At 69.8% G+C, this 15,097-nt stretch carries 13 protein-coding genes; 9 read left to right on the top strand and 4 right to left on the bottom strand.

Features of this window, described 5'->3' with window-relative positions; translation table 11 throughout:
- Positions 1-99 precede the first annotated feature (99 nt).
- Positions 100-1,464 (top strand): replicative DNA helicase, encoded by a 1,365-nt coding sequence (dnaB, locus tag ABH929_RS02100; protein WP_111083664.1) that lies wholly within the window; start codon positions 100-102, stop codon positions 1,462-1,464.
- Between the two features lie 1,483 nt (positions 1,465-2,947).
- On the opposite strand, the gene ABH929_RS02095 is transcribed toward dnaB, so the two are convergent.
- The 3 genes from ABH929_RS02095 to ABH929_RS02085 form a co-directional block, all read right to left on the bottom strand.
- Positions 2,948-3,919: an alpha/beta hydrolase gene (locus ABH929_RS02095; RefSeq protein ID WP_404559974.1), complete on the bottom strand. Its 972-nt coding sequence runs from the start codon at positions 3,917-3,919 to the stop codon at positions 2,948-2,950.
- Between the two features lie 83 nt (positions 3,920-4,002).
- Positions 4,003-4,716, bottom strand: a complete 714-nt coding sequence (locus ABH929_RS02090) for an alpha/beta fold hydrolase (RefSeq protein WP_404559973.1) — start codon at positions 4,714-4,716, stop codon at positions 4,003-4,005.
- 49 nt (positions 4,717-4,765) lie between these two features.
- Positions 4,766-5,215, bottom strand: coding sequence for a MarR family transcriptional regulator (locus tag ABH929_RS02085; RefSeq protein ID WP_263055255.1), 450 nt, complete (start codon positions 5,213-5,215; stop codon positions 4,766-4,768).
- Positions 5,216-5,295: 80 nt separating this feature from the next.
- Between ABH929_RS02085 and ABH929_RS02080 the strand changes: the two genes are divergently transcribed.
- Both ABH929_RS02080 and ABH929_RS02075 read left to right on the top strand, forming a co-directional pair.
- Complete coding sequence (locus tag ABH929_RS02080) at positions 5,296-7,110, top strand: flavin-containing monooxygenase (RefSeq protein WP_404559972.1); 1,815 nt, start codon at positions 5,296-5,298, stop codon at positions 7,108-7,110.
- A 124-nt stretch (positions 7,111-7,234) separates the two neighbouring features.
- Entirely contained in the window at positions 7,235-8,023 is a 789-nt protein-coding gene (locus ABH929_RS02075) for an SGNH/GDSL hydrolase family protein (protein ID WP_404559971.1), read from the top strand.
- 7 nt (positions 8,024-8,030) lie between these two features.
- On the opposite strand, the gene ABH929_RS02070 is transcribed toward ABH929_RS02075, so the two are convergent.
- Positions 8,031-8,942: a LysR family transcriptional regulator gene (locus ABH929_RS02070; protein ID WP_404559970.1), complete on the bottom strand. Its 912-nt coding sequence runs from the start codon at positions 8,940-8,942 to the stop codon at positions 8,031-8,033.
- A gap of 62 nt (positions 8,943-9,004) precedes the next feature.
- On the opposite strand from ABH929_RS02070, the gene mdcA reads away from it, so the two are divergent.
- Genes mdcA through ABH929_RS02040 form a run of 6 tightly spaced genes read left to right on the top strand, consistent with a single transcriptional unit; the run spans position 9,005 to position 15,054 of the window.
- Entirely contained in the window at positions 9,005-10,648 is a 1,644-nt protein-coding gene (gene mdcA / locus ABH929_RS02065; protein WP_404559969.1) for a malonate decarboxylase subunit alpha, read from the top strand.
- A gap of 4 nt (positions 10,649-10,652) precedes the next feature.
- Entirely contained in the window at positions 10,653-11,507 is an 855-nt protein-coding gene (gene mdcB / locus ABH929_RS02060; RefSeq protein WP_404559968.1) for a triphosphoribosyl-dephospho-CoA synthase MdcB, read from the top strand.
- Positions 11,494-11,805, top strand: a complete 312-nt coding sequence (locus tag ABH929_RS02055) for a malonate decarboxylase subunit delta (protein ID WP_404559967.1) — start codon at positions 11,494-11,496, stop codon at positions 11,803-11,805. The genes mdcB and ABH929_RS02055 overlap by 14 nt, the downstream gene beginning before the upstream one ends.
- Entirely contained in the window at positions 11,802-13,502 is a 1,701-nt protein-coding gene (locus ABH929_RS02050) for a biotin-independent malonate decarboxylase subunit beta (protein ID WP_404559966.1), read from the top strand. The genes ABH929_RS02055 and ABH929_RS02050 overlap by 4 nt, the downstream gene beginning before the upstream one ends.
- On the top strand, positions 13,493-14,125 hold the full coding sequence (locus tag ABH929_RS02045; RefSeq protein WP_263055248.1) for a malonate decarboxylase holo-ACP synthase: 633 nt from the start codon (positions 13,493-13,495) through the stop codon (positions 14,123-14,125). Before ABH929_RS02050 ends, ABH929_RS02045 begins: the two co-directional genes overlap by 10 nt.
- Positions 14,032-15,054 carry an ACP S-malonyltransferase gene (locus ABH929_RS02040; RefSeq protein ID WP_404559965.1) on the top strand — a complete coding sequence of 341 codons (1,023 nt, stop codon included), beginning with the start codon at positions 14,032-14,034 and terminating at the stop codon, positions 15,052-15,054. Before ABH929_RS02045 ends, ABH929_RS02040 begins: the two co-directional genes overlap by 94 nt.
- Positions 15,055-15,097 lie beyond the last annotated feature (43 nt).

The raw sequence follows: 15,097 nt of genomic DNA, 5'->3' as shown, positions 1-15,097 counted from the left end.
GGCCCAGCGACTCGGGGATGTCGGTCGCTGGGGGTAAAAAGTCGTTGCGGGTGTCGGACCATCGTGTCCGGCCCTGCGTCGTTCAACAGAGGAGAGAGTGTGTCGATCGCGCATCTTGAGCCCGCACCGCAGGAGTACGCGGAGCGCGGCATGGAACGCACCCCGCCGCACGACCTGTTGGCTGAGCAGTCGACCATCGGCGGCATGCTGCTGTCGAAGGACGCCGTCGCCGACGTCATCGAGACCGCTCGTGGTGTGGACTTCTACGTCCCCAAGCACGAGGTCATCTTCGACGCGATCCTGTCGCTCTACTCGCACGGCGAGCCCACCGACGTCATCGCGGTCACCGACGAGCTGACCAAGACCGGTCTGCTCTCCCGTGGCGGTGGCGCCGAGTACCTGCACAGCGTGACGAGCATGGTGCCGACCGCGGCGAACGCCGGGTACTACGCCGGCATCGTCGCCGAGAAGGCAGTCCTCCGTCGCCTCGTCGACGCCGGTACCCGCATCGTGCAGATGGGCTACGCGTCCGAGGGTGAGGTCACCGACCTCGTCAACAGCGCCCAGGCCGAGGTCTACAACGTCGCCGGCGGCGTGCAGACCGAGGACTACGTCCCCCTGACCGATGCCATCTCCGCCGCCCTCGACGAGATCGAGGCCGCCAAGGGGCGCGACGGCCAGATGACCGGTGTTCCGACCGGGTTCGCACAGCTCGACGGCCTGACGAATGGCTTCCACCCCGGACAGCTGATCATCGTCGCCGCTCGACCCGCCCTCGGGAAGTCCACGCTCGCGCTCGACCTGTGCCGCGCCGCCGCGATCAAGCACGACCAGACCGCCGCCTTCTTCTCGCTCGAGATGGGTCGCGCCGAGATCGCCATGCGTCTGTTGTCCGCCGAGACCAGCGTGCCGCTGCAGAACATGCGCAAGGGCACCGTGGACTCGCGCGACTGGACCACCATCGCGCAGACCCGTGGGCGCATCAACGACGCCCCGTTCTTCATCGACGACTCCCCCAACATGACGCTGGTCGAGATCCGCGCCAAGTGCCGTCGACTCAAGCAGCAACACAACCTCAAGCTCGTCGTCATCGACTACCTGCAGCTGATGACGTCGGGCAAGAAGGTCGAGAGCCGCCAGCAAGAGGTCTCCGAGTTCTCGCGTGCACTGAAGCTCATGGCGAAGGAACTCCAGGTCCCCGTCATCGCGCTGTCCCAGCTGAACCGTGGTCCCGAGCAGCGTGCCGACAAGAAGCCGGCGATCTCCGACCTGCGTGAGTCCGGGTCGATCGAGCAGGACGCCGACATGGTCATCCTGCTGCACCGTGAGTCGGCGTACGAGAAGGACAACCCGCGGCAGGGTGAGGCCGACCTCATCGTCGCCAAGCACCGCAACGGGCCGACGGACACGATCACCGTGGCGTTCCACGGGATGTTCTCGCGGTTCGTGGACATGCCGCAGTAGGGTCTTGTGTCGCTGTGACTGTTCACGGAGGCCGTCGCGTGCTCACGGAATCTGTCGCTGAGGCCGTTGGGCGACAAGATCAATGAGCAACGCGCTGTGTACGACGGGGCGCTCCTGGCGTGGGTCCGAGACGCCCTTTGGTCACCTGACCATCCTCGTCGCGGCAGTGGGCTGGGCAGGACTGCGCCTTTTGCGTAGATACGGGCGCAGGCCGAATCTGCGGGCGCGGATGTGAACGACAGATCCCCCGAAGACGCCTAGCGCGCCAAGCGGCCTGACGACAGGCCGCGGACCGCTTCCTGAAGACAACAACCCTCGCCGATTGAGGGCGTGGGTGGGGGAGCTCTTTCGGTGCCGACCACTGCGGGGCAGCCCTGGGTCAGGAGTGCTAGCGATCAGGCGCCAGTTGCCGAGCCGGCGTCGTTCCGCACGCGCGCAACGGCACGTTCAGCGGTGACTCTCGTTGGGAATGCGGTGCCTGAACGCGCAAGGTTGATTTGGGAACGGCATGCCCGCCAACGCCACTCGCCGACTGCGTTGACGTAGACCACGAACCGCACGCTTGAAGAGATGGCTTTGAAAGCCGACGCTGCTCGCTGAGCGCTGAGAAACGTCTCGAACCCGGTCCCTGCCCGAGCGACGAGCTCGTTCTCCGATGAGTGCAAACGCCAGATGAACTGTCCGTTTTGCATCGGGACCGAGGTGAATCGAAGGGACATCGTGTCCCTGCTTCCGTTGCGGTGAGGCTGACTGCCTCGCGTTTTTTGTCCTGTCGCGGCGGACAGACGAGGGACGTCGCGATGGGCGGCGAGGAGCACAGCAGGAGCAAGCAGCTCGAGGCGATGCCGCAGGTGGTTCCGGACGCATTCAACCACTGGTTCCCGTCTTCCGCTCTGTGATGGAACCTGGCCAGACCCTGTCGCCCGCGGTCGGGACTCTCGCGACCAATGCGGAAGGTCCTACAACTGTGTGGGGGTGTTCTGTGGAGCACCCGTTCGCCGCTGCGATGGTTGAAGGCGGGACAGGCCCAGGGCACTACGCTCTTCGCCGACATCGAGCGAGCAGCCCGCGAACGAGTTGCCTTCCTCGCCGCCGGAGACTTGCACATCGACTGGGCCCGCGGAAGGTCAGCGTCCTCCTCCAGCGCACGATCGAGCCCATCTCCCTGCAGGATCCTCCGCTGTAGCGGGGCCTGAGCCTCGGAATGATTCGGAGGAGAACCGCGGGCGATGGTCGGCAGCGCGTTCCACCTGTCGAGTCCGAAGCCGCAGCCACTGCGGGTCGGGCTGCTCTCGACGCCTTTCGCGCCCCAGCGAACTCCTCGTGCACGTCCTCGACGTCAGCGAAGACTCGCACGCGTAGTACGTCCGCCCAAAGACTCCGAGGGAGCTCGAGATCCACCCGTCGGTCGAACCAGCCGAGGGTCAGGTCGTGCGGGCACCGAAGGCGCTTGTAGGGCTGTCGGGGCTGGTGACCTCTCTGATCAACCTGCCGCGCCACGATGGTCGCCGGTGTCCTGGCGCGACGCATTGACGCCAAGTCGGTCTGCCAACCAGTCCAACGCTCGACGCATGTACTCCCGGGCGACCGGTGCGTTCGGCACGACCGACTCGAACGCATGCGGTGCGCCCGCGACGGCCTCGAACGTCGTCTCGACTCCAGCCGACTCCAGAGCAGCGGCGTACGCCTTGTCCTCGGCGAAGAACAACTCGATGTCGCCCGCGCCGATCCAGGCCGGGGGAAGCCCGCTGAGGTCCGTGCGTCGCGCGGGTGATGCGTACGGCGGGAGGTCCTGTCGACCGGGGTGCTTCCCGAGGTAGGCGCTCCAGCCGATCCGGTTCGACCGGTTGTTCCAGAGGAAGTGGCCGAGCGCGTCCAGGCTGCGATCGGCCGCGGTCCGGTCGTCGAGCATCGGGCAGAAGAGCCACTGCGCTGCAGGCTGCACGGGCAGTTCGTCGCGGATGCGCTGGGCGAGCGACGCGGCGAGGCCGCCGCCGGCGCTCTGCCCGCCGACGGCGACACGCTCGGGGTCGATGCCCCGGTCGGCCGCATGCTGCTGCACCCACTGCCACGCCTCGAAGCAGTCGTCGAGGTGCGCCGGGAACCGGTGCTCCGGCGCGAGCCGGTGTTCGACCGAGACGGTGACGATGCCGAGGTCTTGTGCGATGCCAGCGAGACGCGCGTCTTCCTGCGCGGCGTTCCCGATCACCATGCCACCCCCGTGGATGAACAGGAGCGCTGCGCCGGTGCCGCCGCCTGCCGGCGTGAAGACCCGCACTCCCCCGCCTGCTGAGAAGTCGAAGCGCTCGCGAGTCACGCCGTCCGGGAGCTTCGCCTCCGGCAACGCGGCCAGCATCCTCCGGACCAGCCGGATCCGCCACGGTCGCCCGATGGGCGGGTTCGGAGCGAACCGGAACACCGAGCGGAGCTGCGGGTTCAGCGCGGAAGCCTTCATGGTCGTGGTCCTCTCGAGCGGTCACGACGCGGCGTCGTGATCTTCCCGAGCGTACCGCCGCCAACCGAGACGGTCGCGAGCGATCACACGGTGCTCGGGCTGGGATCGACCGCGAGCGCACGGAGGGCGTTCGCGACCTCCGTCGGCGCCTCGTGCATCGCCGAGTGGCCGGCGTCGACCACGGTGAGGCGGGCAGCGGGGATCAGTGCTGCGAGCTCGCGAGCGTCGGCGATTGAGCGGGCCCGGTCGTGGACACCGTGCACCACGTGCGTGGGGACGGCGAGGTCTGTGAGACGGGGCCGGAAGTCGACCGCGGCCTGGCTGGCGAGCACGGCCGCGACGGCGTCCTGACGAACCGCGTCCGACCATGTGAGCCAACGGCGACGCAGTTCCGGCGGAAGCGGCTCCGCGAACGAGCGGTCCAGGACGTCGGCACGCAGGGACGCTCCCCAGTCGACGTCGACCCGACGGATGATCGCGTCGACATCGCCGTGTCCGGTCATGCTCGCACCCGTTCCGGTGAGCAGGAGCCCCGCCACGAGATCGGGACGCTCGAGCGCGAGTTCGAGGGCGATCGCGCCCCCGGTGGAGTGCCCGCACAGGCACACCGGACCGAGGGATCGGGATTCGATCCGGCCGGCGACCGTCCGGGCAATGTCCGACACCGTCCACGGGCCGGGACCGGTCAGCCACGGAACGACGTCGACCTCGACCGCATCGCCGAGTTCACGGTCGAGCAGATCGAAGATCTCCGGCGGGCAGAGCGTTCCGGGCAGCGCGACGACGGTGGCGACCATTCCTCCATCTTCGCTGATGTCCCGATCCGGGGAACCGGTGTTCAGCTCCTCACCGCTCCATGGCACGCTCGACTGCGCGCATTCCCTGGTCGAGCGCGCGGAGGTCGTCGAGCGCGAGTCGTTCGATGACGGCGACGCCGTACTCGGGGCGGCGGGCCATCAGTCGCTGCACGGCCTCCCGGCCACGACCGGTCGCGCGGAGCCGTCGTACGCGCTGGTCGTCGGTGTCCGTCACCCGCTCGGTGACGCCCTGCGCGACGAGGCGGTCGACGATGCCCGACATCGATGCGAGCGACACGTCGAACGACGACGCCAGCGCCGTCAGCGTCGTGCCGGTGTCAGCGGTGACGAGGACGGTGAGGACCTTGAGCTGCTGGATCGTCAGCTCGAGCGACAGCAGCGGCTCGACGATCGCAGCGAGGGCACCGTTCTCGAACCGGGACGTCATCGTCGCGATCCGTCGCTCGAGCACCGCGCGCTCGTCGTCCGTCTGGGCCACCTCCTCAGGGTACGGCGGACGCTGCCAGGTTTCACCGAGCGCGGGTACTTAGCGTTGGGTTAAGTAATCGAGAGGACTCCATGACCGACTCCACCACCGCTGTCCAGACCGAAGCCGACCGGCTCGCCGAGCAGATCGACGTCGACGCGCTCCGAGCGAAGTATCGCCGGGAGCGCGATCGTCGCATCCGCCCGGACGGCGCTTCGCAGTACCGCCGGGCGGCCGGCTCGTTCGGCTACTACGCCAAGGACCCCTACACGGCGCGCGTCGACCGTGTGCCGATCACCACCGACGTCGAGGTGCTCGTCATCGGTGGTGGCTTCGGTGGGCTCGTCACCGCGGCACGGCTCCGCGAGTCCGGCGTCGAGGACATCCGGATCATGGACGAGGCCGGCGACTTCGGCGGCACCTGGTACTGGAACCGCTACCCCGGCATCCACTGCGACATCGAATCCTACGTGTACATGCCGCTGCTCGAGGAGGTCGGCACCGTCCCGAAGTGGCGGTACGCCCCGGGAGAGGAGATCCGCCAGCACGCGATGGCGATCGGACGCACGTTCGACCTCTACCGCGACACCCTGTTCCAGACCCGCGCGACCGAGCTCCGCTGGGACGAGGAGACGTCGGTCTGGGACGTCTCGACGGACCGCGGCGACCGGTTCCGCGCGCGCTTCGTGATCACCTCCTCGGGCACGCTGACCGAGCCGAAGCTCCCCGGCATCCCCGGGATCGAGACGTTCCAGGGGCACACCTTCCACACCAGCCGCTGGGACTACGGCTACACGGGCGGGAACGCCGACGGCGGACTCAGCGGGCTCGCCGACAAGCGGGTCGCCGTGGTCGGCACCGGTGCGACGGGCATCCAGGTCGTCCCGCACGTCGCGCGCGACGCGGAGCACCTGTTCGTGTTCCAGCGCACCCCGTCGACGATCGGCGTCCGCGACAACCGGCCGACCGACCCGGAGTGGGCGGCCTCGCTGCGCCCCGGGTGGCAGCGGGAACGCCAGGAGAACTTCATCCGCACGATCTCCGGCGCCCCGGTCGACGAGGACCTCACCCAGGACGGCTGGACCGAGACGGCACGCATCCAGCGCACCATGATCACGGGCACGGTCGACGAGTCCGTCGAACCGGCCGAGCGAGAGCGTCTGGACGAGCTGCTCGACTTCCAGAAGATGAACGAGCTCCGTGCGCGCGTCGACGAGGTCGTCGAGGACCCGGCGACCGCCGAGGCCCTCAAGCCCTGGTACCGGTACATGTGCAAGCGGCCCGGGTTCAGCGACCTGTACCTGCAGGCGTTCAATGAACCGAACGTCACGCTCGTCGACACCGCCGACGCCGGCGGCATCACGCGCATGACCGAGACGGGCGTCGTGGTCGGCGACACCGAGTACGCCGTCGACTGCGTCGTCTTCGCGACCGGGTTCGAGGTCGGCGTCTCCGGCGTGCTGTCCGGCACGCTCCCGGTGTACGGGCGGGACGGCACGACGCTGCTTGAGGCGTGGGCGCGCGGCCCTCGGACGCTGCACGGCTTCACGACACACGGGTTCCCGAACCTGTTCCAGCTCGGTCCCCTGCAGAACGCCAACTCGGTCAACTTCGTGCACATCCTGCAGGACCAGGCCGAACACATCGCGGAACTCGTCCGCATCGCCCGTGCCGAGGGCGCCCGGTACGTCGAACCGACGGAAGCGGCGCAGGAGGCGTGGGTCCGGGTGATCGCCGACCGCGCGATCGACAACGACGACTTCCGCGCCGAGTGCACGCCCGGCTACTACAACCGCGAGGGCAGCGCGACGTCCGGCAACACCTCCTTCGGTCCCGGCCCCGTCGTCTTCCGGGACGTCCTCCAGCAGTGGCGCGCGCGCCACGTCGACGAGGTGATGGTCGCCTGACGACGTGACCAGCTGACGGACTGGAGGCGCGGTGCGGCCTGGCACCGCGCCTCCAGTGCGTCCTTCATGCATTCCTGCATCACGGCCGGTTCCCGATTCCAGCTGCTGCTGGCAGCATGGCGACGTGCCTACTTACCAGCTCATCGCCGCCCTCGGCAGCTCGTTCGCAGCCGGTCCGAACATCGAACCGGTCGTCGACCGAGCGGCCATGCGATCCGGGAACAACTACGCGCACCAGCTCGCGGATCTCTTGGACGCGGAACTGGTGGACCTCACGGTGTCCGGCGCGACGACCGCGAACGTCATCGACACCCCGCAGCAGGTCGCGAAGGGCGTCTCGTTCCCGCCGCAGATCGACGGGGTGCCCGCAGATGCGGACGTCGTCACCATCACCGCAGGGGGGAACGACCTGCAGTTCGCCGGGGCCATGCTGTACAGCGCGTGGTCGCACGCCGAGCCCGACGGCCAGATGGCCTCGCTGCTCGGGCAGATGTTCACCGACGGGATCCCTGCTCCGACTCCGGCGGCCGTCGAGCAGGCCACCTCGGGCCTCGTGTCGGTCATCGAGCGTGTCCGTCAGGCGGCCCCGGCCGCGCGGATCGTCCTCGTGGACTACCTCACCGTCCTCGACCGAGACGTCACCCCCGCCGCCACGACGTTCACCGCCGACGAGCTGGACCGGTTCTTCGAGATCCAGGACGCGATCGTCCGGGTGTTCGCCGACGCCGCGGCCAGGACCGGCGCGGAGCTCGTCCGCGCGTCGGCGATCAGCACCGCGCACGCCCTCGGGTCGGTCGCACCGTGGGTGCAGCCATTCCACCAGGACATGCAGCGCACCGGCGGGTCGTTCCACCCGAACGGCGCGGGGATGGCTGCGATCGCGGTCGAGATCGAGCGGCTCCTCAACGCCTGAGGACTCGTCAGCCGAGGACGTCTGCCCATCCCGGGTACTTCGCCGACACCGTCTCCGCGTGCCGGATGAGGTCCCGCCCGTCGTCGGGGAGCCGGTGCGGGTCCCATGCCAACCCGAACGACCGCGACGCGTCATCGGATCGGATCAGCACCGACTTCGTCCGCGCACTCGGCGTCGCATCGGCGGGGAGCACGGCGATGCCCATGCCGGCTGCGACGTAGTCGCGGACAGTGAGCAGGTTGTCTGCCTCGAGCACGATGCGCGCTGCGAACCCCGCCGATGCGCAGAGTGCGTCGGCTCGGCGACGGGCATCGAACCGACGGTCGAGCGCGAGGAATGCCTCACCGCGCACGTCGGCGAGGGCGACGTCCTCCCGCCCCGCTGCCCAGTGACCGGCGGGCACGACGAGCACCAGGGCCTGCCGACCGAGCGGCATCCACCCGAGGCGTTCCGGCGGCCGGGGCGCTGTGATGGTGATGTCCATCCGACCCTCCGCCAGCGCGTCGGCGAGTTCCGCACTGGAGCCCTCCCGGTGGACGACGACCACGTCGGGTCGGCCACGCAGGAAGGACGTGATGAGCTCGCCGGCGACCGTGGGACCGAGCGATCGGAGGAACCCCACGGTCAACGTCGGCCGGGCCGACTCGCCGCGCACCTGTCGCAGGGCATCGTCGATGGTGTCCAGCGCGTCAGCTGCAGCGGCGGCGAGCACCCGGCCCTGCTCGCTGAGCGCGACACGCCGGCCGGACCGTGTGACGATCGGGAACCCCAGATCGCGTTCCCACGCCGCGATCGCCCGGCTCAGCGTGGGCTGACTCGTGCCGCTGCGCGCGGCTGCGTTCGTCACCGTGCCCTCGGCGGCCAGCGCAGCCAGCTGCGCCAGTGCCGGGGCGAGCGAGCTGGCTCGTCCTTCATGCATGAATGAATGAGACATCCTTACCGGGGGTGGACGCAACCCGGCCTCCACCCCAGGCTGGGTCCATGACCGATTCGCGCCCTCAGTGGTCCACCCGCCGGGCAGAGAAGCAGCTCCGACTCGCGCAGCTCGGACTCGGCGCCGGGACGAAGTTCGTCGATGCCGACAGGATCGACGACGTCCTGACGACCCTGATCCGGCCGCACGACCGGGTGTCGCTCGAAGGCGACAACCAGAAGCAGGCCGACTTCCTCGCGCAGTCACTCGCCGAGGTGGACCCTGCTCGCCTCCACGACCTGCACCTGCTGATCTCGTCGGTGAGCCTCCCCGCCCACCTGGACGTCTTCGAGCGCGGCATCGCGTCTCGGCTCGACCTCGCCTTCGCCGGACCACAGAGCCTCCGGCTCGCGCAGCTCGTCGAGGACCGTGTGGTCTCGATCGGTGCGATCCACACGTACGTCGAGCTGTACGCGCGCATGTTCGTCGACCTGGCGCCGCGGGTCGCGCTCATCTGCGCAGAAGCGGCCGACGCAGCGGGCAACCTCTACACCGGCGCCAACACCGAGGACACCCCGACGATCGTCGAGGCCACCGCGTTCCACGACGGCATCGTCATCGTGCAGGTCAACCGCATCGTCGACGAGCTCCCCCGGGTGGACATCCCGGGCGGCTGGATCGACGTCGTCATCGAGAGCCCTCGGCCGTACAAGCTCGAGCCGCTGTTCACGCGGGACCCGGCGAAGATCGGACGCGTCGAGATCCTCAAGGCGATGATCGCGATCCGCGGCGTCTACGAGCGGCACGAGGTCGCATCCCTGAACCACGGCATCGGCTTCGACACGGCGGCGATCGAACTCGTGCTCCCGACGTACGGCGAGGAACTCGGCCTCCGTGGGCGGATCGCGAAGCACTGGGTCCTGAACCCGCACCCCACGTTGATCCCGGCGATCGAGAGCGGATGGGTCGAATCCGTCCACTGCTTCGGTGGCGAACCCGGGATGGAGCGCTACGTCGCGGCACGACCCGACGTGTTCTACACCGGCAGCGACGGCAGCCTCCGCTCGAACCGGGTGCTCGCCCAACTCGCCGGCCAGTACGCGATCGACATGTTCATCGGCTCGTCGCTCCAGATCGACGGCGACGGGAACTCGTCGACGGTGACGGCGGGTCGGCTCGCCGGGTTCGGCGGTGCGCCGAACATGGGTCACGACCCGCACGGGCGACGCCACGGCAGCGCCGCATGGCTGGACCTCGCGTCGGGCGACGGTGCGAACCGCCGAGGGCAGAAGCTCGTCGTGCAGCTGGTCGAGACCTTCAAGGCCGGCGGCACCCCGACGTTCGTCGATCGTCTCGACGCCGTCGACGTGGGCGCGCAGGCGGGCATGCCGCTGGCACCGGTGATGATCTACGGCGACGACGTCAGCCACGTCGTGACCGAGGAGGGGGTCGCGTACCTCTACAAGGCGGCGAGCGTCGCCGAACGTCGCGAGGCGATCTCCGCAGTGGCCGGTGCTACGCCGATCGGACTCCGGGCCGATCCGGACGTCACGGAACGTCTCCGCCGTGACGGCGTCGTCGCGTTCCCGGAGGACCTCGACGTCGACGTCCGCCGAGCCGACCGGTCGCTCCTCGCCGCGAAGAGCATCGGCGACCTCGAGGCGTGGTCCGGTGGACTGTACGATCCGCCCGCCCGCTTCCGGAACTTCTGAACCGATGACCCGACCGTTGACGCCGACGATGATCGCGACCGCCGCAGTCGAAGCGATCATGACCGAAGCGCTCCTGACACCGAAGCCCGGACTCGTGGACCGCAGAGGAACCGGCGGTCACACCGACATGGACCTGGCGATGCTCCTGCGCTCCGCCGAGAGTCTGTTCGACACGTTCGAGGCCCTGGCCCACGCCGGATCTAGTTCGGCGCCCGGGCAGCTGCTCCGCGACGAGGTTGGCGCGCTCGGACGGGAGGGCGAGCACGTGATGCTCGAGACCACCGGGGGCGTGAACACGCACCGCGGCGCACTCTGGACGATCGGCCTGCTGGCCACCGGCGCGGGCGCCACCGGTTCGGCGTCGGGCGCAGTCGCGTTCGCCGCGGAGCTCGCTCGACGCCCCGACAGTGCCGGCCCTCCACGAGCCTCGTCGCACGGGCAACGAGCGGTCCGACGGTACGGGGTGAGCGGTGCCGTTGGTGAAGCCGTCGCGGGGTTCCCGCACATCGTCCACGTCGCGCTCCCGATGCTCCGCGGTGCTCGCGCAGGCGGTGCCACCGACGAGACCGCACGGCTGCGCGCGCTGCTCGCGCTCATCGCCACGGTCGATGACACCTGCATCCTCCACCGGGGCGGTGCCGACGGTCTGCGGTGGATGCAACGTCTCGCGCGACGCACGCTCGACGCACCACGGTTCGGCGTCGCGTTGCACCGCTTCGCCGACGAAGCAGATCGTCGACGCCTCTCACCGGGCGGGAGCGCAGACCTGCTCGCCGGGGCCCTGTTCGTCGATTCCCTGTCCCGCTCGTCCGTCTCGACTTCGTCCGCCAACCTGGAGCTCGCTCATGCGCACCTTTGAATTCGAATTCCCCGGCGACCGCCCGGCGACCCGTCGGGCCCATGCCGGCGTCGTCGGCTCCGGAGACCTCGAGGTACTCGTCGTCCCGGGCCCCACGGCGGCCGCAACGGTGCAGGTGCGCACCAGCGTCGACGGATTCGACGACGTCTGGCGCAACGTGCTGCACCGGTTCTTCGCCCGCTACCGGTTGACGGGCACCATCGAGATCAACGACTTCGGGGCCACTCCGGCGATGGTCTCGATCCGCCTCCTGCAGGCGCTCGACCAAGCCACCGGTGACCAGGAGGCCGACGCATGAACGACGTCATGCAGTACGTGCAGCGCGACAGTTTCATCGAACGGGATGCCCGATCGCGGGCCTTCGCCCTCCTCGATCGAGGATCTGCACGCGAGATGCTCGACCCCTTCGACCACCTCGAGTCTCCGTGGTTGGAACGGCAAGGAGTCGTCCCCGCCGCCGACGACGGCGTCGTCGTCGCCCTCGGGACGCTCGAGGGATCCCGCACGGTCGTCATCGCCATCGAGCAGGCGTTCCAGGGTGGGGGCATCGGCGAGGTCTCCGGGGCGAAGATCACCGCCGCGCTCACGAAGGCCGCGTCGGAGAGCCGCGCGGGCCGACCGACAGCAGCCGTGCTGCTCCTCGAGACCGGCGGCGTCCGCCTGCAGGAGGCGAACCTCGGTCTCGCCGCGGTCGCCGAGGCCTGCGCCGCGGTGCTCGAGCTCCGCGCTGAACAGCCGGTGGTGGCGGTCATCGCCGGCGGCCTCGGGAGCTTCGGCGGGATGAGCATCGTCGGCGGCCTGTGCTCCACCGTCATCATGACGCGTGAAGCCCGGCTCGGACTGAACGGCCCCGAGGTCATCGAATCCGAGGGCGGGATCGCAGAGTTCGATGCGTCCGACCGCGCTCTCGTGTGGTCCATCGACGGTGGCGCGCAGCGACATGCGCTCGGCCAAGCCGACGACCTCATCGCCGACGACACGGAGACGATCCGCCGGGCAGTGGCCGCGGCGATCGACGCGGGACCCGTCGACGTCCCCGCTTCGCGCGCCCTCGACGTCCTCCGCGACCGCCTGGCCGCCGTGGACCCGACGGACCCGCCGTCCCCGGCCGCGCTTCCCGACCGCTTCCGGGACGCCCCGAGGGCGAAGCGTCCGTCCGCGGCGCCGGACGGGGAACCTGTTGAGCACCGGAGTCGTGGACACCGCTGGCTCGCGGCCCTGGCCACGAGCGCGCCGGACCGGATCGCACCGACGGTCCTCGAAGCGCAGGCCCGCTTCGGCGGAGGCGATGCGACCCTCCTGTCCGTGGTGCCCGACCCGACGAGCCCCTTCCTCCGAGCGCGTCACGGCGAGGTCGGCCTCGTCGAGAGCCTCGCCCTCGCCGAGCGGGTCACGTCGATCGTCGCAGCGGCGGGAGCGCTCCCCGCTACGCAGAAGCGGCCGATCATCGCGGTCGTCGACCTCCCGAGTCAGGCCTACGGCCGACTGGAGGAGATGGTCGGGCTCCACCTGCACCTCGCCGCGGCCGTCGACGCGTACGCCACGGCGAGAGCTGCGGGCCATCCCGTCGTCGCGCTCGTCGTCGGGACCGCACTCTCCGGCGGGTTCCTCGCGCACGGTCTGCAGGCCAACCAGATCCTCGCCCTCGACGATCCCGGCGTCGAGATCCATGCCATGCACAAGCCGGCGGCAGCGCGGATCACCCGACGGAGCATCGAGGAACTGGACGCGCTCGCCCTCGACGTACCGCCGCTGTCGTACGACGTCCGGGACTGGGCGACGCTGGGGCTCTGCGACGACCTGATCGCGGTCGCTGATGCCGACGACCCTTCGGACGACGACGTGACGGTCGTCCGGGCACGCCTGGACAACGCCGTCGAGCGCGCACGCGACGGAAACCGTTCGCTGGAGGCCCGCTGGTCGGTGCAGCAGGCGGGTGACCGACGCGCAGCGACCCGCGCCGTGTGGGCGGCGATGACCGAGCAATGGCGCTGAGCACGGGACCCGACCTGCGGACGCACGACCTCGTCCTGTTCCGTGCGGACGACCACCGGCTCCCCGCCTGGGCCGACCGCAGCGACGGGCATGCGTGGGGCGTCGTACGGCGAGCGGACACACCGCCGGGGACGATCCCGCTGGGGGTGCGCGGTCGGACACGAGACGAACGACGAGCGCTCGACATCCGGTCGTCCGACGTCGTCCGGAGCGTGGCGCCGGAGACGCTCATCGACGGCGCACCGCTCATGGCGACCAACCCAGCCCTCGCACAGACGATCTCCGCCGTCGCCCGGGCCGCGCAGACCCTGCTTGATCACCGCGCATGGGGTCCCACCGGGTCCGCGGGGTTCGAACTCGCCACCGGCGTGCCCGTCGTTCACCGGACCAGTGACCTGGACATGGTCGTTCGCACCCCGGACCCGATGCCCCGCGCCGAAGCAGTGGAGATCGCCGCTTTCCTCACCGCGCTCCCGTCCCGAGTGGACTGCCTCCTCGAGACAGGAGCCGGCGCCGTCGCACTCACCGAATGGGCGGACAGGAGCCTCGCACAGGTGGTCGTCCGGACCCCGGCGGGCCCGATCCTGACCGCGGACCCGTGGTCTCCGGCGAGGTCGGCATGATCGCCTTCCTGTTCCCAGGCCAAGGGTCGCAGCGGGCAGGCATGATCGCTGCGCTCCCCGACGAACCGGTCGTCCGCTCGACACTCGACACGATCAGCGACACGATCGGCCAAGACGTCCACGACCTCGACTCGGCCCAGGCGCTGACGTCGACGTACGCGGCACAGGTCGGGCTGTTCGCCGTCGGTGTCGCCACCGATCGGTTGCTCGACCAAGCGGGCATCCGAGCCGACGTCGTGGCAGGTCACTCGATCGGCGCATTCGGCGCAGCCGTCAGCAGCGGCGTCCTGACTGTGTCGGAAGGTGCCCGCGCGGTTGCCGTCCGAGCGCGCCGGATGCAGGAGCTCCACCCGTCCGGGTACGGGCTCATGGCGGTCATCGGACTCACACGCCGGAGCGCGGACGACCTGGTCGCGGCGGTCCGTGCCGAGGATGCACTGTTCGTCGCGATGGAGAACTCCGCCGACCAGATCGTCCTCGCGGGCAGCGACGAGGCACTCGCCCGTGCGGCGACGCGGGCACCGGGGTTCGGCGCGCGCGAAGCACGCCGGCTCGACGTCGCGGTGCCGTCCCACTGCGCCCTCATGCATCCGGTGTCGGAAGCCGTCGCCGCCGTCCTCGGGACCGTCCCTGATCGGCGGCCCCGGTCGCGCTACATCGCGGCATCGACCGCCCGGGTCGCTGTCTCCGGCGCTCGAGTCCGTGCGGACCTCGCCGCCGGTGTCGCCGAGATGGTGCTGTGGCGGGACTCGACCGACCTGCTCGCCGAACTCGGGACGACGCTGACCCTGCAACTCCCGCCGGGGCACACGACCGGCGCGCTCTTCGCGGCGGCGCACCCAGACATCCCGACGGTCTCGCTCGACGACTCGACCTTCGACGACGCGGTCCTGCGCGTGCGACGCTTCCGCGAACGCGGTCCGGAGTGAACCGACCGGAAGGCACCCCGACGGGGTGTGTCTGCCAGGATCG

Source organism: Curtobacterium sp. AB7, from assembly GCF_044909335.1.
Classification (GTDB): domain Bacteria; phylum Actinomycetota; class Actinomycetes; order Actinomycetales; family Microbacteriaceae; genus Curtobacterium.
Note: the sequence above shows the minus strand (reverse complement) of the source record. Positions and strands in the feature narration are given on the sequence as shown.

Excerpts from the sequence above, each read along its gene's own strand:
- mdcA (WP_404559969.1), top strand. The coding sequence starts at position 9,005 with ATGACCGATTCGCGCCCTCAGTGGTCCACCCGCCGGGCAGAGAAGCAG.
- ABH929_RS02045 (WP_263055248.1), top strand. The coding sequence starts at position 13,493 with ATGGCGCTGAGCACGGGACCCGACCTGCGGACGCACGACCTCGTCCTG.
- ABH929_RS02070 (WP_404559970.1), bottom strand. The coding sequence starts at position 8,942 with ATGCATGAAGGACGAGCCAGCTCGCTCGCCCCGGCACTGGCGCAGCTG.
- ABH929_RS02080 (WP_404559972.1), top strand. The coding sequence starts at position 5,296 with ATGACCGACTCCACCACCGCTGTCCAGACCGAAGCCGACCGGCTCGCC.
- ABH929_RS02095 (WP_404559974.1), bottom strand. The coding sequence starts at position 3,919 with ATGAAGGCTTCCGCGCTGAACCCGCAGCTCCGCTCGGTGTTCCGGTTC.
- ABH929_RS02050 (WP_404559966.1), top strand. The coding sequence starts at position 11,802 with ATGAACGACGTCATGCAGTACGTGCAGCGCGACAGTTTCATCGAACGG.
- mdcB (WP_404559968.1), top strand. The coding sequence starts at position 10,653 with ATGACCCGACCGTTGACGCCGACGATGATCGCGACCGCCGCAGTCGAA.
- ABH929_RS02040 (WP_404559965.1), top strand. The coding sequence starts at position 14,032 with ATGGGCGGACAGGAGCCTCGCACAGGTGGTCGTCCGGACCCCGGCGGG.
- ABH929_RS02055 (WP_404559967.1), top strand. The coding sequence starts at position 11,494 with ATGCGCACCTTTGAATTCGAATTCCCCGGCGACCGCCCGGCGACCCGT.
- ABH929_RS02090 (WP_404559973.1), bottom strand. The coding sequence starts at position 4,716 with ATGGTCGCCACCGTCGTCGCGCTGCCCGGAACGCTCTGCCCGCCGGAG.